The organism is Microvirga zambiensis WSM3693, assembly GCF_016735695.1.
Taxonomy (GTDB): Bacteria; Pseudomonadota; Alphaproteobacteria; order Rhizobiales; family Beijerinckiaceae; genus Microvirga; species Microvirga zambiensis.
In genome coordinates this window covers 1-20,966 of record NZ_JAERQD010000077.1, presented here as the reverse complement: position 1 = coordinate 20,966, position 20,966 = coordinate 1, and the positions used below count along the sequence as shown (strand labels likewise).

Sequence of the window (20,966 nt, the reverse complement as noted above, 5' to 3'; positions counted from 1 at the left end):
GCCCTCTCATCCTGAGCTTGTCGAAGGACGATCGCTCGTCCCTGACGCGGTGGCGCCAGCGGTTAGGCGAGGAGCATCTCACGGCTTTGCTGCAGGAGAGCCTTTCCGTGGCGCATCAGACCGAGGCTCTGGCGACGAGGGATCTCGAGCGAGTGGCCGTCGACACCACGGTTCAGCCCAAGGCGGTGGCTTATCCCACCGATGCCCGCCTGATGCACCGGGCTCTGATCAAGCTCGTGGATCTCGCCAGGCGGTGTGGCGTCAGACTGCGTCAGAGCTATCGGCGGGTGGCCAAGCACGCCCTGATCCGGATCGGGCGCTATCAGCATGCGCATCAGTTCAAGCGAGCGAACCGCGAGCTGCGGTTTCTGCGCGCCCGGCTCGGGCGGGTGATCCGGGACGTGCGCCGCAAGATCACAGGCAATGCGGCTCTGGAGGAGCGCTTTGAGCCGCTGCTTGCCTTGGCAGTCAGGGTGCGGCAGCAAACCCAGCGCCAACGCGGGCACAAGCTCTACGCGCTGCATGCGCCGGAGGTGGAATGCATCGGCAAGGGCAAAGCCCGCACGCCGTACGAATTCGGCTGCAAGGTCAGCATCGCCACGCCGGTGACGAAGCCCAAGGGCGGTCAGTTCGTGCTGCATGCCCGGGCGCTCCACGGCAATCCGTATGACGGCCATACGCTGGCGGCCGCGGTGGCCGATGTCGCCGCCATGACCGGGATTGCGGTCAAGCGCACCCATGTCGACAAGGGCTATCGCGGGCACAATCACCCGAACCGCTTCCAGGTTTGGATCTCCGGTCAGGTCCGGCGCACGACCGCGGCTCTCAAGCGTGAGATGAAGCGGCGGGCAGCGGTCGAGCCGGTGATCGGGCACCTGAAAGCCGAACACCGGATGGGCCGCAATCATCTGAAAGGCCGTGAGGGCGACCGCATCAACGCCGTGCTGGCGGCGGTCGGCTACAACTTCTCACTCCTGCTGCGATGGCTGGCGGCGTTTTTATGTGCCCTTGTCCTATTGCTGGTCGGATATGCTCCCTCGACGCAACGCGCGTGACTCAAGCCGACAGAACATTCTTCACGGACGACTACCTAGACATGCCGAGCACCGTGTAAGGCCTCTGACCAAGGGGGTGACTCGGGACGCTAGACCACAGCCTGACGGGTCATTGTTCGAGCAAATCCGATGTGCCCGGAACCCAATTTCCTATCCGCATAGGCGTATATTGAGTTTTTTGCCGCAGTCGCGTATATTCCTTTTATAAACGCGTTCGCGTATATCGTTAACTTATACGGCCTTGCGTATACTATGCACTAGAGACCTGGCATGACCGACCAAATCGCTCGCAACGAGAAACAACTCGGCGCCATCCTGCGCCGGGTTCGAAAACAGACCGGCCTCACGCAAGGCCGGCTTGGCGATCAAATCCACCTGCGCCAAGGAACTGTCTCTCGCCTCGAAGCGGGGGAGCCTGCCGTCCAGTTGCGGACGCTAATGGAAGTGCTCGCGGCCCTCAATCTCGAACTGGTCGTCAGGCCTCGCAGCCAAGGCAGCGCTGCGGACATCGAGGATCTGTTCTGATGGCCCGCCGCCGAGCCCATGTGCCTCTGAACGTGTTCTTGAACAGCCGCCTCGTCGGCGTGCTCCGGCGCGAATCCACCGGTGCGATTGACTTTCAGTACGCCGAAGAATGGCTCGCTTGGCGCGGCACATTCCCCGTGTCGCTCTCGCTCCCCTTACGCGAGGACCGGTATGTTGGCGCGCCGGTCATCAATGTTTTCGACAACCTGCTGCCGGACAGCGATGCGCTCCGCAAGCGCGTTGCCGAACGCGTCGGCTCCGCCGGCACAGATGCCTTCAGCCTCCTGACGTCTCTCGGTCACGACTGCGTTGGCGCCTTGCAATTCCTGCCTGACGGCATTGATCCCGGCGCCGCCGGCGCCGCCGATGGCAAACCCGTCGACGCCGACGAAATCGCCGATCTCATCAAGAACCTCGCCGCCGCTCCGCTGGGTATGGGCGAGGACGAGGATTTTCGCATCTCGATCGCGGGCGCGCAGGAGAAAACAGCCTTGCTGCGCAAGAATGGCCGGTGGTTCAAACCCACTGGCACAAGCGCGACCACCCACATCCTGAAGCCACAGATCGGCCAGCTGCCCAACGGCATCGACCTCTCGAACAGCGTTGAGAACGAGTATCTCTGCCTGAAGCTGCTAGACGCATGGGGCATTGCCACACCCGCCGTCGAGATCGCCGATTTTGGCGAACGCCGCACACTAATCGTCGAACGCTTCGACCGCCGCTGGACGAAAGACGGCCGGCTGCTCCGGCTGCCGCAGGAAGATACCTGCCAGGCGCTGTCGATCCCGCCAACAAGAAAATACCAATCCGAAGGGGGCCCTGGCATGCGCGAGATTATCGACCTGCTGAAAGGCAGCGATACGCCCGATGCCGACATCGCGACATTCATGCGCTCGGCCATCGTGTTCTGGCTGCTCGGCGCGACCGACGGGCATGCGAAGAACTTCAGCATCTTCATCGGCCCCGGCGGGGGCTTCCGCCTGACCCCGCTCTATGACGTGCTGACCGCGCAGCCGAGCCTCGACCAGAACCAAATCCCCCGGAACAAATTCAAGTTCGCGATGTCAGTCGGGAAGAACCGCCACTACGCCATCCATGAGATTATGCCCCGGCATTTCCTGCAGACGGCGGCCCTTTCAGGGGTCGGCACCCCGGCAATGCAGGCCGTCTTCGAAGACATCGCCGGGAATGCCGGACGGCAGGCGGAGACTGTTGTCGCAGCATTGCCCAGAAGCTTCCCCGAACAGCTCGTGACGTCCACCATGGCCGCCCTCACGCACCGCACCCGGCTGATCGCTGATTCACTGTCGGCGGATGCCCATGCCTGAACGCCAGACAACATCCATGAGAAGGTCGACGAGCCGTGACCGCGATCCGCGCATATCCAGGGCCCTGCCGCAAAGGTAAAGGCGGACGTGGCCACTTATGTCTTGCGCGCGCGCCGGCATTAGTGCAGACGCCGCTAAGGGCCGCCCTCCAGGCATCGCGCTAGTTCAAGCCCGGCTCGAAGGGAGACCACGAAAGCCCATGACCTACTGTGCCCGCTATCGATTCAAGATTCTCTCAGCGGTACAAATCCCCGACGGCGAAGCCTTGACCATCACGGTTCCGGGCTTGCTGCCGGCGACGCTGGAAATCGGCCTGGATGCCTACCCATTCGGGAAATGGGCGGTGCTCCGGATGTCCGGCTTCGCCACTGAAGAAGAGGCGCGGATTGCCGGCCGACGGCTCGGGGACACCCTGCTAGTAACCGGCGCCGTGACCCGGATGGGAATTGACATTGGCTTCAGCCGGTCGACGCTGCAGTTCAGCGCCGCCATCCACGCGGCCGTAAAGGCAGAGAGCGGCAAGGAACTGCGCGCGGAGACCCACGGGCTGATGGTCTACGAAGAAGATGCCGTGGCGATCCTTGGCATGAACGCGCAGGGTAGCGTCCTGATCGCCCCACAGGTGCTAGAAGATCGGCTGACGACGTGGGTCGCTGCGTCCGCTGGGCTGACCGAACGCCAGAGAAACTGCGCGGCGCTTCTCAACGACTCGTTCTTCGTGCCTCAAACAGAAGGACAGTTCGTTCTCCGGGTGTCGGCCGTCGAGGCACTGTGCGACCAGACCGATGTCGGGGCGGATTACCAGACCGCGATTTCCGCGATCGAGGCATTTGTCGCCAGCCAAGCATTTGCCGACGACGTACGAGAGACGATCAACCGGTCGCTCTCTTTCCAGAGAAGACAGTCCCTCCGTCAATCCTACATGACAAAGTTCAGGACGCTGCTGTCCGAGACAGAGGCGAAGGCGTTCGACGCATTGTACCAGAAGCGCAGCAAGCTCGTGCATGACGGCCAGGGCCGAGGCGACCTCACGATGGCGGCGAATGAAGCACTGGATTTGGCTGCTGCGATTCTTGCGGCGGATCTCACGCACCAACCCGCCGCAGCAAATGCCGTAGCCCAGCCCGATCGTGCACCATTCTGATCAGAATAGAAACTCGGGCGCTTACACAGCATACCAGAGCACGGCGGCGATGCAGAAAATTGCCACGACAATCTCAACTTTCATGCTCTGCTCCTGGCAGCGGGCACCTGCGCTTCCGCGCGCAACTCATCGATCGCGGCTTGTAGCTGCTGGGCGATCCAAGGGTCCGGGCGGCAATTAGGCTTCCAACGAGCAACGCAGCGCTCGACGCCAGTCATCCGCATAGAAAATTCGCTGTCAGCCACGGCTCTATTTCCCCGATTTGCAGCGGCAAGTGGCGTGCCGCGCCGCCGCCCCCGCCGGTGCGCCGACAGCAGGCGGCCCGCTCCGCGACGAGCCCCGCCCTCAGCAGAGCGTGCACCTGCAGCGGCACCACCTACGGCCGGTTACGAGGCTTTTGCGGCTGGCGGGACTCAGATTGATAGCGCCTATCCTTGGCCCGATCGCTATCTTGGCGTTGCTCCTGCTTCTCGCTTTTACTGCCGACCTCAGCCTCAAGCTTTGCCGCCTGCTCCTGCTCCACCTGGTGCACAACCTCGGTCCGCCACACGCCGCGCTCAACCGGCTGCTCCTCGCGGTGAGTGACCTCGCCGGTCTTTTCATCCTTCACAGGAATCGCCTTCGTCACGCGCTCGATGCCGAGAGGTTGCGCCGACACCATGTCGCCTAGCTTCGCGTCGGCCGCCCTCAGATCCTTGGCAACCTGAACGCTCCAGATCTTATGCTCGCGCCCGTTCTCCTCACGGATGATGACATAAGGCGAAACGTCGTTCTTCGGATCATCCCGGTAATGCCCCTCCCCGATCCGAACGAGCGCACCTGTATAAGCGGGCCGCTCGGCGCTTTCCTTCTCGGGCTTGCCAGTCGGGCTGGCCTCGGCCTTCGTGGAAGCCTCCGACCTGCTTGCAGTTTCGGTCTTCGGTTCGGTGGCTGCGCTCAAGGGCATATTTTGCGCGGGGGCTTCTTTCGCCTTCGCCGTCTGAGGTGCGGCCGCGCGCACCTCCGCGGTTTCCTTCACCGGCTCGGGCTTGCCAAGGCGCTGCCGCTCGGCGGCGATCCGCTCCTGCAGTTCGGGGTTTGTAATCCTGAAGCCGTGTTCGGCGGCAAGGCTCACAACCATGCTCTTGTACTCGTCGTTGCCCTTGACCGTCAGACCGTCCCACTTCTCGGACGACAGTTGCAGGGCTGCGCGAACGCTCTCCCAGTCCTTCCAGTCGTGGACCTTCACCTGCTTGCCGTTATCGACAAAGGCCAGCTTCTCGCCGCTCAGTGTCTCGCGGAAATAGTGAACTTCCGATCCCTTGGCCCTCGAGCGGAAGCCCTCAATGCTGTTCGGCCTGGGCTCAACATACCGGTCGCCCTCGATGTCGGGACGCTTGCTCTCGGCCTTCTTGCGCTTCTCGGATACGGCGCTCTCAAGATCCAGCATGGCAGTTTCGGCGGCCTTCTCTAAGGCGGGACGGGCCTCTTCGGGGGCAGCTTCAATCATGGCATTGATGACGGTCTTCATGGAATCAACCGTCTTCTCCATCCGCTCAAGCGTCGGCATGGTGGGCTTTCCTTTCTGCTCGGACTGGATCTCGGATTGCCGCTCGGCGCGCTCAATGGCCGTGCGGGTGCGTTCTTGAAGCTCCACCACCCTGCGCTCGGGCGAAGGCGTCAACGGCCGCTGTGTTGCTGCCAGATCGCGGCTGACCGTGACGTAAGCCCCGGGGTTGGTGCGAGAGGGCATGACTTCGGACAGGAGCGACCGGGGCACGTCGACATACGAGACGCTGCCCTTGAACGATGCCGCCAAAGTCTCGGCGGTGGCTCTGTCGCGAGCGAACAGGGGCGCGCTCGACGTTTGAGCTCCCGGAGCGTCCGGTGCGACCGGCCTCTCGGCGCGGTAAAGCCGAATCGTATCGGGACCTTGCGTCGGCTCGGGGCCAGAGGCCTGGGCAATGGCGACAGCCTGCCACCCGCGCGCAACCTCGTTGGCGCGCTTACGGCCTTCCTCGCGGGTCGGAATGTGAATGGCATGGGTCTGCGCGGCCTCGACGCGACGACGGGCGCTCTCGGGGGCTGTGCCGCGCTCGACGCGGCGGATGTCCTTGAGCTTGTAGCCAGGAACGTGCGCCTGCTCGAACCGGCTTAACGCCTCCATAGGGATGTTCCGCTGCCGGGCTTCCTGAGCCAGTGTCTCGCGCCAACGCTGGAGATCCTGAATGCGAGGATCTATCTTCTTGCCTTCGATGTCACGCATTCTGACGGCGGCGTGTACGTGAATGTGCTGCCGGTTGGTATGCAGGACGAAGACATATTCGCGGCCCGGAAACTCCCGATCCAGGGTGGCGCGAACAGCATCCACGAATGCCGCTTTGTCAGTTCCGGGTTTGGCGGAAAAGATGATGTGCGCAACCTCGCGCTGATCCGTCGAACGTAAGTCTCGCTTCCACGACTTCGCCTCTGACCGGGCAGCCTCCTCGCCCGTCAGAACCTGGCCCTTGCTGGTGATGATGGTCTGCTCGCCGTGCTTAGACAGGCGCAGGAGGCTGTGAGACGCTCCCTCGACCCCATGCAGGAACCCTTGGGCCAGGACGGTGGCTCCGTCAAAGGAATCCGACAGGCGGTTCTCAAGGACGCCGAGGGATTTCTTGTTGTCGAAGATCCGAACCGCCCTGCCCTGCTTGTCGCGGCGAGAGCTGGCAGTCGACATCACCACATGAAGCCGGGAGAAACCACCCTCCTCCTCGATACGGAAGGCATAGCGATGTCCGGCAAGCGTCTCGGCAAGAGCATCTTCCGCGTCCTTTTGTGAAACCTCACCATTGATCGTGAGGTTAAAGTTGAGAACGTCCTTCGACGGCTCGCGCGCCGGGGTGTCCTCCTGCCAGCGGGCAACAAGTGCCTGAATGGCCTCCTTGCCCTGCACGAAAGATCCGTCCTGACGCTCCAGCGCCAACTCGCCGTCATGGCTCTGATAGGTCAGAAGCGCCGACACGCGGGCGCGGCCATTGGCATAGCTAGCGAGTTTCACGACGGCGGCTTGCGATCCCATTGCAACGGCGGCGCGCTTGACTTCGATCGACCGGATCTCGACGGCGTAAGTCTCCTGCGCCGCTCCAATCGATCGCACGCCCAGATCCGGCCGCGCCGGACGCGTGGCGGCAATCTCGGCGCCTGCGGCAGCATTCGGACGGCGACGACGGCGCTCCTCTTCTTCAGGAGTGGCGACGATCCTGGATCCTGACGCGGGCAGATAGCTTGCTGGCCGGGGTGCAACGGGCGCTGCCGGCACTCCACGGCTCGGGCTCTGCGGCTTGATCGAACGCTTGGCAGGAGCGCCATTATAGAGACTAGCCGCGATCTCATCGGCCTGACGGATGGCTCTCAACCGGGCGCATGCCACAAAGGACAGACCGGCAAAATCGAGACCGTCAAAGATCCCTGCCCCGATCATGACGGCTCATCCTTGAAAGCCTCATGCGCCGATTTCCGCGACCGGGCGGCCATGGACACATAGATCAGATCGTAAGCCTGAATGGCGCTGGCGATATCCTCCAACACCGTGCGCAAGGTTGCATCAGCCGGAACAAGGCCCTGGTTCATGGCCCGCGCGATCTGATTGAGGTTCACACCCACGGCGCGGGTTTGAACGGAGAGCTCCTCGATGGCGGCCTTCGCCTCGCCATCAAACGTCGGACCAAGACCGCCTGCGGCGCGCGCCAGTCGACGGAAACCCTCGCTCATGGTTACGCCATGCTCTTTGCAGACGGCGGCGAAATGAGCCTTTTCGGATGGTTGCAGCCGTACCGCTACAAGGTCTTTCCGGGTCTCTGGTGCCGCCAAAATCTTGCATCCTGTGTGAAGTCATTCGGGCTCCGGTTGCCACTAGGTGGCACCTGCCGGAGCGATGATCCCCGCCCGGCGAGGGCACATGGGAAAGCGTGTATAACGATTTCCCCTATCCTGCCATTCAAAGTAAAAGATCGAATTCATTTTACGGATATTTGCGAGGGTCACGGTCTGTGCGAGCGCTGCAAACTTCGCAGCAATCGCAATCGTCGGCGCTTCACGACGTTTGCGAGAGACAGGAACCTCCGCACCTTCGGATAATCGCGAGAGACCAGACCAATGCGAACGCTGCGAGGGAACGGAGAAGCCGGAACCTCGCGCCAAATGCGAAATCCCGTCACTTCGTCAACGATGCATCGATCCGGTGGATAGCAATATTCGTGACATTGCGATGATTGTCAAAACCGCGATATATGTGGCACTCACAATTGTCGCCAAAGTTGCAGGCAATGCGAGGGGCCGAACGGTCGCGATGGTCGCGAACCTTGCGAGGCCAGAGCCACCGGGACCGATTTAGGCTGCCGGGATGGGGGTTAAGAGGAATGTCACAGGTGCCGATTATCGCGTTCGGAACCACTAAAGGCGGGTCAGGAAAATCGACGGCCTGCGTCCTGGTGGCTGGGGAAATTGCTGACCGGGGTGAGAATGTGTTGATCCTCGATACAGATCCGCAGCAAACGACCATGAAGTGGTTCGAGCGCTGCCAAGCGGCGGGACAAACGCCGGAGCGGATTCAGGTTGTCCCTTGCTTGAGCGAAATCGCATTGGGCGATCGCCTTAAGGCGCTACCGCAGAACGGCGTGGTTCTGATCGACACGCAAGGGGCGCTCACTCCTGCCTTGGCGATCATTGCCAGCAGGGCCGACCTGATCGTGGTCCCAAGCCGCGCGACCAAAACCGATGTGGTCGAGGCCGCTGCTTTTGTAAAATACACCGAGCATTTCCGTCAAGACGGTGTTCGCCTGTTCCTTAACAGCGTGGACGCTATTGCGATGAAAACGGCGGTCTTCAAAGAAGCCGTCAGCTACATTGCAGAAGAGCAAGTCCCGTACTTCACGACAATGCTCTATCAACGCCCGATCTATAGTGACGTCAACGACAACAAGGGCACTCTCTCAACGATCAAGGCTGATCCGGAATCCGTGCGCAAAGCCCGTGCCAACATTTCCGCTCTCCTGGCTGAAATTTTAGAGGAATTGTCCGATGCCGGAAATGCCGCTGCCGAAGTTCACGAGACAGAGGCGGCCTGAGCTGTCGCTTGATGAAATCCTCGCGAAAGGCCGCGAAGCGGCCGCCGCAGAGGGCTTGATCATCACTGGAGATACCCCTCCCCCTCCTCCCGAGGCGCAACCGGCTCCCGAACCGGAAGCGCCTCTGGCTGCTTCCGCTCCTGCGGCTCCTGCCGCACCCGAGGCGGCTGCGCAGCCTCGCCACCCTGGCCGGTCGCAACAGAGGCAGTCCAAGCCAAAGTCGAACGATGCTGACCGGCGACGGTGGGATGCACGGGTAAACCCCCGCCTATGGGTTGAGGTTCGCAAGGTCGCTCTCGACCGGGAGCAATCACCTAACGACGCCTTGGAGGAGGCTCTGCGCGACTACGTTGCCAAGTATAAATCCAAACCCTGAACAGGTAGCTTTTCCAATGTCCAACTCCCCACCCCGTAAAGCCGACGCGGCGAAAGTCCATCAAGCCGCGAGCAACGTCCCTGACAACGGCGGGTAAGAGTGGCCGCCCTGCCCTTGAGTACAATCGGGATCGTGAAACATGGGGCGCCCAAATGAATCCTGATCTCATATTGAAGGTGCGAATGCAGGCGCTGGAGCGGCGCTGCTCGCCTTACGATGTGCTTGTGGAGGCCATGAGCACGCCGCGCTGTGCGGCGCGGCAAGATCCGGGGTTGTGACTTCGAAGCCGAATCTTGCTCATGAAGCGCCCTTCAGGCCAGATCGGTTTTTGCGAAGTCATTCCCCTTGTAGAGCAACGGGACGCGATAGGCTTTCGCGCAAGCATACGAGAACACGTCAGCGAGATTGAGCTTGGCTCCGTGACCGGTGCCTTTTCCATACTGCGCATAGGCGCGGATGGCCTTGTTGCCGATTTCCGGCGTGATGCTGATGTTCTGCACCTTCAAGGTTGTCAGAAGCTCGCTCACAAGCTCCTGAGACGCCAGGATCTCAATCCCCTTGATCGTCGCGAACCGGACTGTTGCCTCGGTAACGGACATTGGCGAGGTAATGAGGTTCGTGGTCGCCTTGTCGATCTTGTGCGCCATTTTCTCGGCCTCGTCCTCGCCGGCAAGCATGGCGATGATGGCGGACGTCTCGATATACATCATTCCCCCCAAAGCTCGTCCGAAGCGTTCTTCTCGGCGTCCCAATCAATGCGCCCGACGGGCTTTCCGATGGCGCGGGCCTTGGCGAGGACCGGGCCGATTTTCTCAAACGTGCTGGCGCGAGATTCCTCGCGCTCGATCTCCTGCACCACAACCTGGCGCAACACGTCGGCCACGGTCTTGTTCTTGCGCTGGGCTAGAGCCTTAAGCTGCTGGACCACTGTTTCGTCCTTGATCAAGTAGGTCATGTCGGCCTGCCTATGGTATATCCTGATCTGGTATATACGTATACCCTTTATTGGGTATACCAGCAAGCGAAATTCTAGGGAAATGATCACACCCGATGCCATCACACGAAGCGCTGCGCCCTTCCTGTCGCTCGAAGCGTCGGCCAGAATCCGGCTTGCGGCGCGGTTCGCTCGGGCCTGCGAGGATGAGGCTCCAGATGGAGATTCAGCGTCGATCTTGAGATGCTGGAAGCCAGGCGCGCGGCGGCTCGTGAAACCAGTGTCGGATGACAAGTGTTGGATCAGGGCGCGGCTTGCGCTATAGTGAGGCTCGGAGTTGGGGAAGGGCTTTCGCCCTCCCCCGTTTCCTAGATCCAGAATTGGACCCGGATTGACAGCTGCCAGGCCGTCCGGGTCCTTTTCCATTCTAGGGCCAAGCTAATGGGTAGAAACCACATTGCTTTAGCCTCCATTTGAAGGCGGAGCCGTCCGCCTCTGTCCAGGTAGCTCATCCTCCTGGATCGCGCCGCTGGCTCGGCGCTGCTGCTTTTGCCCTTAAAACTTGCTGTCCGGTCTACGCCGTCTGCTGTTGAGTTCGGTAAACCAATCGGCGACAGCCTCTGGAAGCAAGAGGATTTGGGCGGCCTTGGCCGCCCATCGTCAGACCGTAATCTGTCTGGCGGCGCGGGCCTCGGCGGCCAGTTCGGAGAGGGTCTTGATGGTGCGGAAATTGAGATCCTTGTAGACCGGCAGTATCGGATGGCTGGTGATCTCTGTCAGGCTCACCGAGCCGATTTCGGGCTCGCCCATGCCGAGATCGCACAGGCCAAAGGCAGTATCACCGTCCTCCGGATCAATCTCCGTCAGCAACCAGACAAAATCGGCATGAGCGTAAACAGCTTCACGACCGGAATAGGATCGGCGTGTTCGCGAGTGGCCGGATCGGCGTTCTTGAGCAACTGACTCCATTCGGACTCAGTAAACAGCTTCGCGATCAGCGAGGTAGCGGCAATAATGGTCATGGTGTGTCTCCTTTGATGTGGGGCGCAAGCGCCTGCGCCTGCGTCCTTGCCTCGTGGCGAACAGCGGGGAGAGAGGCGCAATCCTGAGTGCCGGAGGGGGATCACCCACGCGGAAGGCGCGGAGGCGCCTGGAGCGCTGCCGAAGAGCGGTCATGTAGGGTTGGCAGGCCCTCGGGCTGACAAACCGAAGGATGGGGAGACCGGCACGACGGATTGCGAGGGGAGAGAGGAGCCGCGCGCCTTTCTCCCCGGCGATCTGCGATCAACTAAGAAGACAATCGCCGCCATGATCGGCGGCGGCTTTGTAAACTCTGAGGGCTTGCCCTCGCCGTTTAAGCGGCACAGGTCGGGAGGCGGGTGAGAACGCCTCCCGACACTGGCTCGCGCGGCTCGGCTGTCTTTAACAAGCCGCGAATAGGAATGGTGTTGGCGGGGTCTTACCCGGTCTTTGTGTAAGATGCACGATCGTACCTCAGTCTCACAAGAGACCTAGTTGCACGTTGCGACGTTCTTTAGTCGAGGCCTCGGTGCGACCCTCGCGCCTGAGCCTTGCGGCCAAGCGCTTGAGCTCCTCGTCGCTCAAATGCTGCCACCGCTCGGCGGCTTCCTCGGCTCGAGCGCGGTTGATGTACCGTCCAAGATTTTGCGCCAGATCCCGGTTCGTGGCGGCTTCTCGGATCAAGGCGGCCGCTAGGGCGTCGCTGTCGTAATTCTCGAAGCATGAATCAAAGGCGCGGCAAGGCCGCGCGCCGCTGGCGATCAGGTCCGCTGCGTAGCGGACCCTTGCTGCAAAGGATTGAGGCCTGAAGCTCATGAGGCGCCCTCCCCTCACGCCGCAAGCGGCGTGAGGTCGGCAAGGGCCAGGCCGCGCAAGTGGTCCGCGGCCTTCTGCGCTGCACTGGCGGCGGTGAAGAAAGCGCGCTCGTCTTTTTTGAGAATGGCAATCCAGTTTTCGATATATCCAGCATGGCGAATATCGCCGTCAAAGCCAAATTCCGCGCACAGGAAGGCGCTCGTCAGTTCGGCAACGAGCTCCTCGGCAGCGTAGGCTTCGGAGCCGAAACGGTTGCGCAGGTCGCGCGCAAGGCGCTTGTCGCTGCCGGTCCAGTGACCGAGTTCATGGAACAAGGTCGCATAGTAGTGATCGGCGCTCTTGAAGGTGATGAAGTCGGGCATCATCACGAAATCGGCGCTCGGGCGGTAATAGGCTTGGCCCTCGCCGTGGCGAACGTCGGCGCGAGTCGCCTTCACGAAGTCCTCGGTAACGTCGATCCGTTGCTCCGGGTTTTGCGCTACCGCTTGGCTGCCGGTGACGGTTTCGGGCAGGTTCTCGATCTGGTCGAGATTGAAGACGGTAAACTCCCTCAAGAAGGGAATGCGGCGGGTCTCGGTCTCGCCGCTGTCATTGGCCTCCTCCTTCTCGACGGCGTTCACATAAACGATCTTGTGGCCCTTCTCGCCCTTGCGCACGTTGCCGCCCAACTCCTGAGCCTGTTTGAACGTCATGAAACGGGGGCTTGTGAAATTGCCTGCAGCTTGCGCCATCCACAGCAGCACGACATTGCAGCCGGAATAGGCGCGACCTGTCGCAGCATTGTGCGGCATCTGCGAGCCGGTATAGCCGCTCCACGGCTTCACCCACGGAAGCGCGCCCTTTTCCATCTCGCCAAGAATGCGGTCGGTGACATCACGATAAAGGTTCCGGTTCATGCTCTCTCTCCTGTTGTGGGCGCAGCGCCAGCGCCTGCGCCCCTGCCTTCGTGGCGAACAGCGGGGGGAGAGGGGGGCAATGCCGAAAACCGGAGGGGGATCTCCCACCCGAAAGGCGCGAACGCGCCTGGAGGGCCGCCGCAGAGCGGTCATGCAGGGATGGCAGGTCCTTGGCCCTGACAGACCGAATGGTGGGGAAACCGGTTTTCGGGGTTGCTGGGGAGAGGGGGCCGCGCGCCCCTCTTCCCGCCTGTAGGCACAAGAGCCATGAGATGGCCGCCAGAAGCGGCCTCCGGTGAGATGGCTTATTCCGTGAAATTCACGGCGCCAGCCGTGGCACTCGAGACGATGCGCCAAACGACGCGAGAGATCGGTGCGCAAGCACCTCCCCATCCGGTATTGGGAATATGCAAGAAGTGGCCGCCGCTTGCGGCGGCGGCTGCATGGACGCGGGAGGGCCTGCCCTCCCCTGCTGCTCGGCGCTTTGTCAAAGGGCCCTTACGCCAGACGGCCGAAGGCGCAAGGGCTCCAGGTGCGGGACGGCTTAAGCTGCCTCATCCATTTGCTGCTCCAGGGCATCGGGCGGAACGGCCATTGCAGGCGTCCTGAGAGGCATCGGCAACCAACCGCGACCAGACATGGCCTCCACTGCAGCCTCGATGGCCTCGGCCTTGCCAAGTTTCAGAAGTCCTTTTGCAACCGTGTGGTGGCTCTCACTTGCGGCTTCCTTGATGGCGTCAGCCATGAAGGCTTTGCTCGTGCGGCGGAAGAAAGCTGTATCCGGTTGCCAATGCCTCGCCATGTCGAAGTTGATGGCCCGAGCGATCTGGTCTGCGTTCTCGTGACGGGTGTGGCGCTTCTCATGGCGCTGCTGGGTCGCATTGAGGCTCAATCCGGTCAGGGCGGCCAGGAGATCGATCAGCGTAGCGGGCTCAGCGGTTGCGCACCAATGCCACAGATCCGCAGCCTTCCTTGGAAGGCGATCCCTCCATGCGGTCTCAAGCGCCGCCAATGCGAGGATGGCCGGGGTCTGCGCCATCTCATCGGATGCGCGGGGCGGTGTCTCGCGCTTGATCTGCACCGCACTGATCGGCTTCGACGAGTCGTAGGTGCCGGCATAGAAGTGCTGTAGCGCGAGGCTGTAGGTGGTGGCGAGAATTGCCACGTCGGGGCGGATGGCAAGCTCCACGGCAAGCGCTGCGGTGCGCTGCGCCGTCAGATCCTCGGTCAAGGCTGCTGACAGGGTGTTGGTGTCAACATCAGCCTCTGTCTCAGCGGACACCGTTTCGCCATCGGTTTGCATGGCTCTCTCGGCGGCTTTCGCCTTGGCCTCATGGGCAATGCGATCCTGCGGAGCAATCAAGCCACGCTCGATCCTGATGTCTCCAACGGGATCGAGGGTCACGACGGCTCCGGCGACTGCCTTCTGCTCGTCCGTGTAAACGTCCTCGCGGTCCTGGATGCGCTCAATGGCGCTGTTCACCTTGTTGTAATTTTCGACAAGGGCCGCCTGCTCGGTGGTCAGGTCCTCAGGATCTTCGTCGCCATAAAGCTCATGCTCCTCCAACTGAGCGGACAACGCCTCAAGCTCCGCGTTCAGCGCATCAAGCCTGGCTTGATCCTCGGCCGACAGATCAACTTTCTCCGCGTAGACACGGCCATACTGGTGGCTGGTCTGATAGGCAAAATCGGGAGTAACCGTGATCCACTTCCAGCCTTCTGCGGTTACAGCCTCGCGGTGTGTCTCGAGCTTCTGCTCGGCGAGGCTGTAAGCGAGCTCTTTGTCGACCAGATAGACCTGCTCCTGCGTAGCGAACAGGTCACGCTCGACGGCTCCTGCAGCTGCAAGATATTCTTCGCGGATGAAGTGCGAGATTTTGTCGGTCGGATGCAAACGCTCCTCGGACAGACGGCGCTTCAGGTGCTGTGGCTCACGGTTCCACGAGTGCTGCGCTCCGAACCAAGCGGCTTCCTGGCGGGCGTGATCGGGCGTGATGGTCAGAGCCTGCGCCTGTTCAAGGCTCATGTGATCTTGGCGCAGTTCCTCCAGGATGCGCGGCGAGAGGTCGGCAAGAACCAGACGGCGGCGGACGGTCATGCGTGAAATGCCGAACCGCGCTGCGATCTCTTCAGGCGAAATACCCTCGTCCTTGTTGAGTTTGCCGAAGGCGGCGATCGCCTCGACGGGGTGCATGGCCGAGCGCTGGAAGTTTTCAGCAAGGGAGATTTCCGTCTCGGTGACGCCCTCGGCAAGCCCTTGGAGAACCGGAACGGGATAATCCTTCGTCACCTTCTGACCGAGAATGCAGCCACCCTTGCCCTGAAGATGCCTGAGAGCACGCAAGCGGCGTCCACCCGCCAGGACTTCGAACTTGCCTTTCGCAGTGGGTTTGACGTTGAGGCTCTGGATCAGGCCATGCGCGGCGATGTCGGCGGCGAGGGCCTCGATTCCGGCCTCGGAATTGAAGCGGCGAACGTTCGCCTCGCTCGGGATCAGCTTGGACAGGGCAACGGTGGTGATCGTCATGGTCTCTCTCCTTGGGTTGGGGCGCAAGCGCCTGCGCCTGCGCCCTTGCCACGTGGCGAACAGCGGGGAGAGAGGGGGGCAAACCTGAGCGCCGGAGGGGGATCGCCCACCCGCAGGCCGCCTGACGGCTGGAGGGCCGCGTCAGCGGTCTTGCAGGGCTGGCAGGCACGTGGCCTGACAGGCCGAATGATGGGGAGACCGGATTTTCAGGTTGCTGGGGAGAGGGGGGCCGCGCGCTCCTCTCCCCTCCCGCCGGCACAAGAGCCCTGAACCGGCCGCCAAAAGCGGCAGTCACATAGATGGGCTATTCGGTGAAACTCACGGCGGCAGCCGTGGCGCTCGAGAGGATGCGCCAAACTACGCGAGAGATAGGTGCGCAGCCGCCAATAAGCTCAAACACGCTATGTGTTGAGTTTGTCTATCAACGCTTCTTCGCTGTCCTGTAAACTTCGGATCCTTCACGCTTACCGACAGCAACGACGAGCACCGTCACGGTCTCCTCGTTGACCCGGTAGACGAGGCGGTAACCCGCTGCTCGAAGCTTGATTTTGTAGTGGTCCGCCATGTTGTGGAGCGCGTCACCGGGGACGCGTGGCGCCTTCAGCCGCTCCGCAAGCTTCTTCTTAAACTGATCGCGAAGAGTGGACGCGAGCTTGTTCCATTCCTTCAGCGCGGATGGCAGAAACTCAAGCTTATAGGTCATCGAGGGCAACGGGCACCGGAACCTCGCCAGACCGCTGTTTGATGATCTGCGCCAGCTTGATGTCGTCCAACTGCTCCATCATGGTCTCGAACGTCTCAGCCGGTACCATGTAAGCCATGACGCGGTTATGGTTGAGGATCGCGACTGGGGAACCGCCGGCTTCATTCATGATAGCTGTTGGATTTTTCTTCAAGTCTGAGACGCTGACTGCGATTTCAGCTTCCACGCGCTGCATGTGAATCCTCCAACCCAAGAATGTAATATAGTGCAATTAGACCGAATTACAACACCATTTTAAATGCGAATTTTAGGATCATCCTTGTTAACCGGCGCGGTCCTGGGGATCGAGCTCGCAAAGACTGTCCACCATCCACACTGGTCTCAGATCAGTTCGGATTTCGCGTATCACGTGTGTGATATCGCACAGCTTCATCATGCTTGGCTGATTATCTTCCCAGGCAACCCATGCAAAGGTCGGGCTAGTCCAGGAAGCAACATGTCCGTTGGGCGTGAACAAGAACGCAAGCTTGCAGCCATCAAGGCGACGCTGGCCCGGCAGGGAAAGTGGCACAGCCTCATCCTGACGGTGGCGACACTTCTGGCTGTGGCTATCCTGGGCATTCTCTTGCTTGAGATCTTGGACATGCGGCAGGTGGAGCCTGGCTGAAAGACGGCCTCACACGGGTCGGTAGCTGCTGCGAGGCTCATAAATTTCCGTCTGCACACCCCACTGACCGGGAGGCGGTTCAAGGACCGGGGTCCAATCTCTCTGGCCTTTGAGAACCCACGTCGCACCATAGCTGTCATAGGGCTCGGGGCCATTCGCGATCCGCTCCACCGCTGCCAAGTGGTCCAGGATCTCATCCGTGCTTGCAATCAGCAGATCATCGGCCGCCTCAGAGTGCCAGTGAGCCAGCTCATTGAATGCCCACAGGAGAGCGGTCAACACACCGCCGATCATGCCCCAAGTCAAAACCGAATAGATTATGCCGACACAGAACAAGCAGGCGGCGGCAAAGACCGTCAGGAGAAACGCGGCTCCTGGCAGGGAATAGCGCTCAATCTCCTTCATAAGGTCGACGAAGAGGGATGGCCTCAATTGGATCGGCACATGGCCCTGCGGCATGGCGCAATGCCTGTCGCTGGTGTGATTAAGCATTCCGACAAGAGCGCCGCGCGTGCCGTTGGATCGACGGGCGTAGACAAGCGACACTTCATGACCGGCTTCGATGCGGATCATCGCTTGCATTGTGACGCTGCGCTTGGTGCCGTTACGCGCTTGAATCAGGATCTCGCGGGTGCGGCTGCCCCGGCCAAAGGACCGGACGGAGCGAACCTTTCCGCGCCAGGTGAAGAAGGTGAAATCCTGATCGGCAATAAGTGTTGCAATCTGCACGGTACGTCCCGCCCTATTCAGCTGACTTATGGCGGCGGGAATGCTGCTTTTAAAGGTTTGTTAACGGTTTTCCACCGGCAATCGGCAGGCTCGCTCAGGCCAGCGAAGTGAGCCAGGCGGAGTGTACAGGGATGGCGGGCCCTTTGGCCTGACAGACCGAAAGATAGGGCCGGATTTTCTGGTTACTGGGGAGAGGCGTTGTCGGTTCGCGCGTCGTGGTCCTTGTCTCCGGTGCGCGATGGAAAAGGACCCCGCCAGGACGGCGAGGCCAAGTTGGGCGACGTCAGTGCGCTGGTGCCGGGATCCGGTCATCGATGCCCCAGGGGGCGGCCTCGTAGCCGTTGAGGTGCTTGTTGAGGGCCTTCGCCATCCGAGAGGTGAAGGCGTAGGCGAGGCTCGTCTCGTAGGTGTCGGTCTCGCAAGACTGGTAGTCGAAGCAGTCCAGGGCCTTGGCAGCGATGCCGGCCCCAATACAAGGGCGATACCTGAACTCGTAGGTCTCCATGACCTCGCCGTAATCAGAGGCCTCGGTGCTGCCGGTCAGGCGGTAGCGGTGGACGACGGAGCGGACATTCTCTGCCAGCAGCATCTTGCCGAAGGCGCTCGCCGTCTCGTGGCAGACCCGCTCGAGGGTGCCGTGGTCGGTGCGGGCAGCGAAGAGCTCGAGGTCGATGGCAGCGGAGACGATGGTATCGATATGGGCGGTCGAGACAACGAAGGCGGACATGAGCGCGCTCTCAGGTATGACGCTGGTGGAGTTGGCGCCCCCGCCCGTGAGGCGGGGGCCGGAGGGTCATTCGCCAGTGCGGCGCGACCAGATGAGGCTGAACTCGTCGCCCTCTCCCTCGACCAGGGAGGCGAAGATCGGAGCAGGAAAGCTCGGATCGTCCATCCTGACCGAGAGGTACTCGCGGCCGTCGCGGGAGGTTTTCACCCAGGCTGCGCCAAATTCGGTCGGGCCAACAAAGATCCGGTAGTCGGGAGCCTGATCGTTCGCCTTCGGGCTCTTGGTGATGTGGGTCTTGAACGAGAGGGTGAGCGTCTTGAGGGTGCCGGTGTAGGAGCCTTTGTCGGTTTTCCGGAAGGTGCCAATGGTCGCCATGAGGATGTTCCTTTTTCCGTTGGTCGGGCCGCACCGCGCGGCCTCGATGGCTGTCGAAGGATCGACAGGCGATCACGCCGCAGCCGCAGGCCCGCAACGCACGTGGAGGACGGCGCGGGGAGAGCTTTTTTGTCTCGCGAGGAAGGCCGAAAGGCCGGGGAAAAAGGCTCTCAGGACCGAGAGGTCCGGACCCGCTGTTGCGGTCAAGGGATCGAGGCGCAGCCGTCCTGCGATCAGACCAGCCCCTTGAGAGGCCGCATGCGATGCCCGATGTCTCAACGGAAAAAGGTGTCATCTCCATCAGGTGGTTTGGTCGGCTGACACCGGGGGAGGAATCGCGATCGAGACGGTCTCACCATTACTGGAGACGCTGCATGCCAGGCTCTAAGGCACTACGTCGGAACAGGGCGCGTTCAACTCCTCACGCTTCCGCTTCGCCTTGGCCGACACCGGTTGCACACGCTTGGGATGACGGCTTAACCGCCAGGGCAACTGAACGATCATTGTCCTTTGCGATCGAGATCCCAAAGCTTCCGTGATCCAGTCTTGTCAGGCTGCGTGCATTTCATACTCATCCAGACAGTGTCGGCTTGAGATCTGTCCGATGACCCCGACGAGTTGGTGCGGATGATATGGCGTACGCAAGCAAGGCGCGCCGCTGACCTTCTCGCGCTCATGAAGCTTGTAGGGCGCACCACTGGTATTGATCACATGGATGCTTGGATCGGATCGGCGGGCAGTTTGTGCCAGTGCGATTCCGTCAGAGCCCTTCTCGGGTTTGACGTCGACGACCAGGACGCTGATCCTCTGATTTGCATGGAGGAGGTCGAGCGCCTCGTCAGCGGCGCCTGCCACCAAGACATCATAACCATACCCCTCAAGACCAGCTCGTGTGAGAGCACCGGTGCGGCGATCTGCGGGAATGAGAAGAATGAGCGGTCGTCTGGCCATCGCTTAGGCTCCCAAAGAAAGCATCATTGGGCCGCATGGTTAACAGTCGCTTAATTTCGGCGTGATGCCCCGGCGCCAAAGGCCGGTATCCGGAGCGCTAATGTGACAGTTTATGCGCTGCCCTCGAAAAGACGGTCCCATTCCGCAATGAATTAACCCCCTTTCGGGCTGTCCTCAAGATAATCGACAAGGCAAATCTCAACCATGTAAGAGCTGCCGTCGTGAGTGGAACAGTAGTACCACTCTTGGACTCAGCTGTATTGCCCCGCGACTATTCAGAAGAAATAGGAGGATACATGTCTTTGGATTACTGTTGTAGATCGGCTGATTGTCCATGGGGTTGGTTATGGTCGAAGATACTTGGGTCGACGAATTTATCCAGGAAGTGAAGAAACTGGCTTACGACATTCCACCGCCCAACCCGTATACAGCCATGTTGCTGTCTCACTGCGTTGAAGCCGAACGCCATCGTATCAGAGAGAAGTATGCACGAGCAGACGCAGAATTTAATGCCCATTGCGAGCCTCTTATTCGCCTCATGCTCAAGTCCGATACGTTTAACCTGAGTTCCTGATTACAACAGGTTCGTCGGCGGAAGTTCGGCAGATCGAAAGGGATACGAGCGAGGTCTATTCGTGATGCTTCAATGGCCACCATCCTCTTGAGACAGGATGGATTACATTCTTTCATGGAGTTAATGCTGCAGCGTGCGGCTCACCCTTCGCCTCGTTAGTGCTCGACAAGGGATTGTCCGCTGTCTGCTCGCTTTGAGGATGCTGGACTGCGTTCTTCGCGCCTTGTTTCTGGAGCCTGCGCTTCTTCCATGCCTGAAGCACCTCCTGCCTTATACCCGGTCAGGGAATTGCTGACGCCGTGAGATACGGGTAGGTCGTCAATGTTGTGAGGCGGCCTGTCTCGTCGAGCAATCTGTTCCAGGCGCGGCAGACCGCGTCCAGGATAGCCTCGTAGTCGTCGAGCATGCGATGCGAGAGATAGCGCTCACGCAGGTACAGCCAGATCCGCTCCACCGGGTTCAGCTGAGGTGACGCCGGCGGCAACGGCAACAGCGTGATTGTCTCTGGCACACGCAAGGCCCGCGCGTCGTG

23 protein-coding genes are annotated in these 20,966 nt (G+C 61.0%); 7 read left to right on the top strand and 16 right to left on the bottom strand.

The genetic code is table 11. From position 1 onward, the window contains the following. The 4 genes from JKL46_RS30280 to JKL46_RS30265 all read left to right on the top strand — a co-directional run. Positions 1-1,055: IS5 family transposase (locus tag JKL46_RS30280; RefSeq protein WP_201841403.1), on the top strand; the 1,055-nt coding region annotated here is incomplete at its 5' end. Positions 1,056-1,325: 270 nt separating this feature from the next. After that, positions 1,326-1,580: a helix-turn-helix domain-containing protein gene (locus JKL46_RS30275; RefSeq protein ID WP_201841400.1), complete on the top strand. Its 255-nt coding sequence runs from the start codon at positions 1,326-1,328 to the stop codon at positions 1,578-1,580. Beyond that, positions 1,580-2,908 carry a type II toxin-antitoxin system HipA family toxin gene (locus JKL46_RS30270; RefSeq protein WP_201841397.1) on the top strand — a complete coding sequence of 443 codons (1,329 nt, stop codon included), beginning with the start codon at positions 1,580-1,582 and terminating at the stop codon, positions 2,906-2,908. The genes JKL46_RS30275 and JKL46_RS30270 overlap by 1 nt, the downstream gene beginning before the upstream one ends. A gap of 199 nt (positions 2,909-3,107) precedes the next feature. Further along, positions 3,108-4,052: a hypothetical protein gene (locus tag JKL46_RS30265; RefSeq protein ID WP_201841395.1), complete on the top strand. Its 945-nt coding sequence runs from the start codon at positions 3,108-3,110 to the stop codon at positions 4,050-4,052. A gap of 376 nt (positions 4,053-4,428) precedes the next feature. Here the strand turns inward: JKL46_RS30265 and JKL46_RS30260 are convergent, their stop codons facing one another. Continuing rightward, complete coding sequence (locus tag JKL46_RS30260) at positions 4,429-7,494, bottom strand: LPD7 domain-containing protein (protein WP_201841392.1); 3,066 nt, start codon at positions 7,492-7,494, stop codon at positions 4,429-4,431. Then, positions 7,491-7,784, bottom strand: coding sequence for a plasmid mobilization relaxosome protein MobC (gene mobC, locus JKL46_RS30255; RefSeq protein WP_201841374.1), 294 nt, complete (start codon positions 7,782-7,784; stop codon positions 7,491-7,493). Before mobC ends, JKL46_RS30260 begins: the two co-directional genes overlap by 4 nt. 647 nt (positions 7,785-8,431) lie before the next feature. On the opposite strand from mobC, the gene JKL46_RS30250 reads away from it, so the two are divergent. After that, positions 8,432-9,139, top strand: coding sequence for a ParA family protein (locus JKL46_RS30250; RefSeq protein ID WP_201841355.1), 708 nt, complete (start codon positions 8,432-8,434; stop codon positions 9,137-9,139). A gap of 687 nt (positions 9,140-9,826) precedes the next feature. Here the strand turns inward: JKL46_RS30250 and JKL46_RS30245 are convergent. The 9 genes from JKL46_RS30245 to JKL46_RS30210 all read right to left on the bottom strand — a co-directional run bounded on the left by JKL46_RS30245 (position 9,827) and on the right by JKL46_RS30210 (position 16,646). After that, a complete protein-coding gene (locus JKL46_RS30245; protein ID WP_246529636.1) occupies positions 9,827-10,225 on the bottom strand; it encodes a type II toxin-antitoxin system VapC family toxin in 399 nt (132 codons plus the stop codon). Continuing rightward, positions 10,222-10,470, bottom strand: a complete 249-nt coding sequence (locus tag JKL46_RS30240) for a hypothetical protein (RefSeq protein WP_201841352.1) — start codon at positions 10,468-10,470, stop codon at positions 10,222-10,224. The genes JKL46_RS30245 and JKL46_RS30240 overlap by 4 nt, the downstream gene beginning before the upstream one ends. A gap of 639 nt (positions 10,471-11,109) precedes the next feature. Continuing rightward, positions 11,110-11,319, bottom strand: a complete 210-nt coding sequence (locus JKL46_RS37050; RefSeq protein ID WP_246529635.1) for a DUF2958 domain-containing protein — start codon at positions 11,317-11,319, stop codon at positions 11,110-11,112. Beyond that, positions 11,313-11,471 carry a DUF2958 domain-containing protein gene (locus JKL46_RS37045; protein ID WP_246529634.1) on the bottom strand — a complete coding sequence of 53 codons (159 nt, stop codon included), beginning with the start codon at positions 11,469-11,471 and terminating at the stop codon, positions 11,313-11,315. The genes JKL46_RS37050 and JKL46_RS37045 overlap by 7 nt, the downstream gene beginning before the upstream one ends. A 478-nt stretch (positions 11,472-11,949) precedes the next feature. Then, positions 11,950-12,285, bottom strand: coding sequence for a hypothetical protein (locus JKL46_RS30230; protein WP_201841349.1), 336 nt, complete (start codon positions 12,283-12,285; stop codon positions 11,950-11,952). Positions 12,286-12,299: 14 nt separating this feature from the next. Further along, the gene (locus JKL46_RS30225; RefSeq protein ID WP_201841346.1) at positions 12,300-13,181 is read right to left on the bottom strand and encodes an ArdC family protein; all 882 of its coding nucleotides are present in this window, start codon (positions 13,179-13,181) and stop codon (positions 12,300-12,302) included. A 544-nt stretch (positions 13,182-13,725) separates the two neighbouring features. After that, entirely contained in the window at positions 13,726-15,708 is a 1,983-nt protein-coding gene (locus tag JKL46_RS30220; protein WP_201841343.1) for a ParB/RepB/Spo0J family partition protein, read from the bottom strand. A gap of 421 nt (positions 15,709-16,129) precedes the next feature. Then, a complete protein-coding gene (locus JKL46_RS30215; protein ID WP_201841339.1) occupies positions 16,130-16,411 on the bottom strand; it encodes a type II toxin-antitoxin system RelE family toxin in 282 nt (93 codons plus the stop codon). Beyond that, positions 16,401-16,646, bottom strand: a complete 246-nt coding sequence (locus JKL46_RS30210) for a type II toxin-antitoxin system prevent-host-death family antitoxin (RefSeq protein WP_201841336.1) — start codon at positions 16,644-16,646, stop codon at positions 16,401-16,403. The genes JKL46_RS30215 and JKL46_RS30210 overlap by 11 nt, the downstream gene beginning before the upstream one ends. Before the next feature lie 261 nt (positions 16,647-16,907). Between JKL46_RS30210 and JKL46_RS30205 the strand changes: the two genes are divergently transcribed. Further along, on the top strand, positions 16,908-17,078 hold the full coding sequence (locus JKL46_RS30205; protein ID WP_201841325.1) for a hypothetical protein: 171 nt from the start codon (positions 16,908-16,910) through the stop codon (positions 17,076-17,078). A gap of 9 nt (positions 17,079-17,087) precedes the next feature. On the opposite strand, the gene JKL46_RS30200 is transcribed toward JKL46_RS30205, so the two are convergent. The 4 genes from JKL46_RS30200 to JKL46_RS30185 form a co-directional block, all read right to left on the bottom strand. Next, entirely contained in the window at positions 17,088-17,807 is a 720-nt protein-coding gene (locus tag JKL46_RS30200) for a hypothetical protein (RefSeq protein WP_343074157.1), read from the bottom strand. Between the two features lie 283 nt (positions 17,808-18,090). After that, positions 18,091-18,534, bottom strand: a complete 444-nt coding sequence (locus JKL46_RS30195; RefSeq protein WP_201841323.1) for a hypothetical protein — start codon at positions 18,532-18,534, stop codon at positions 18,091-18,093. A gap of 66 nt (positions 18,535-18,600) precedes the next feature. Then, complete coding sequence (locus tag JKL46_RS30190; RefSeq protein ID WP_201841321.1) at positions 18,601-18,909, bottom strand: DUF736 domain-containing protein; 309 nt, start codon at positions 18,907-18,909, stop codon at positions 18,601-18,603. Positions 18,910-19,458: 549 nt separating this feature from the next. Beyond that, on the bottom strand, positions 19,459-19,860 hold the full coding sequence (locus JKL46_RS30185) for a response regulator (RefSeq protein ID WP_201841319.1): 402 nt from the start codon (positions 19,858-19,860) through the stop codon (positions 19,459-19,461). Positions 19,861-20,206: 346 nt separating this feature from the next. Here JKL46_RS30185 and JKL46_RS30180 point away from each other — a divergent pair, with 346 nt between their 5' ends. Then, a complete protein-coding gene (locus JKL46_RS30180; protein WP_201841317.1) occupies positions 20,207-20,434 on the top strand; it encodes a hypothetical protein in 228 nt (75 codons plus the stop codon). A gap of 280 nt (positions 20,435-20,714) precedes the next feature. Here JKL46_RS30180 and JKL46_RS30175 read toward each other — a convergent pair. Continuing rightward, the coding region (locus JKL46_RS30175; RefSeq protein WP_210381516.1) for a transposase at positions 20,715-20,966 on the bottom strand (252 nt) is incomplete at its 5' end.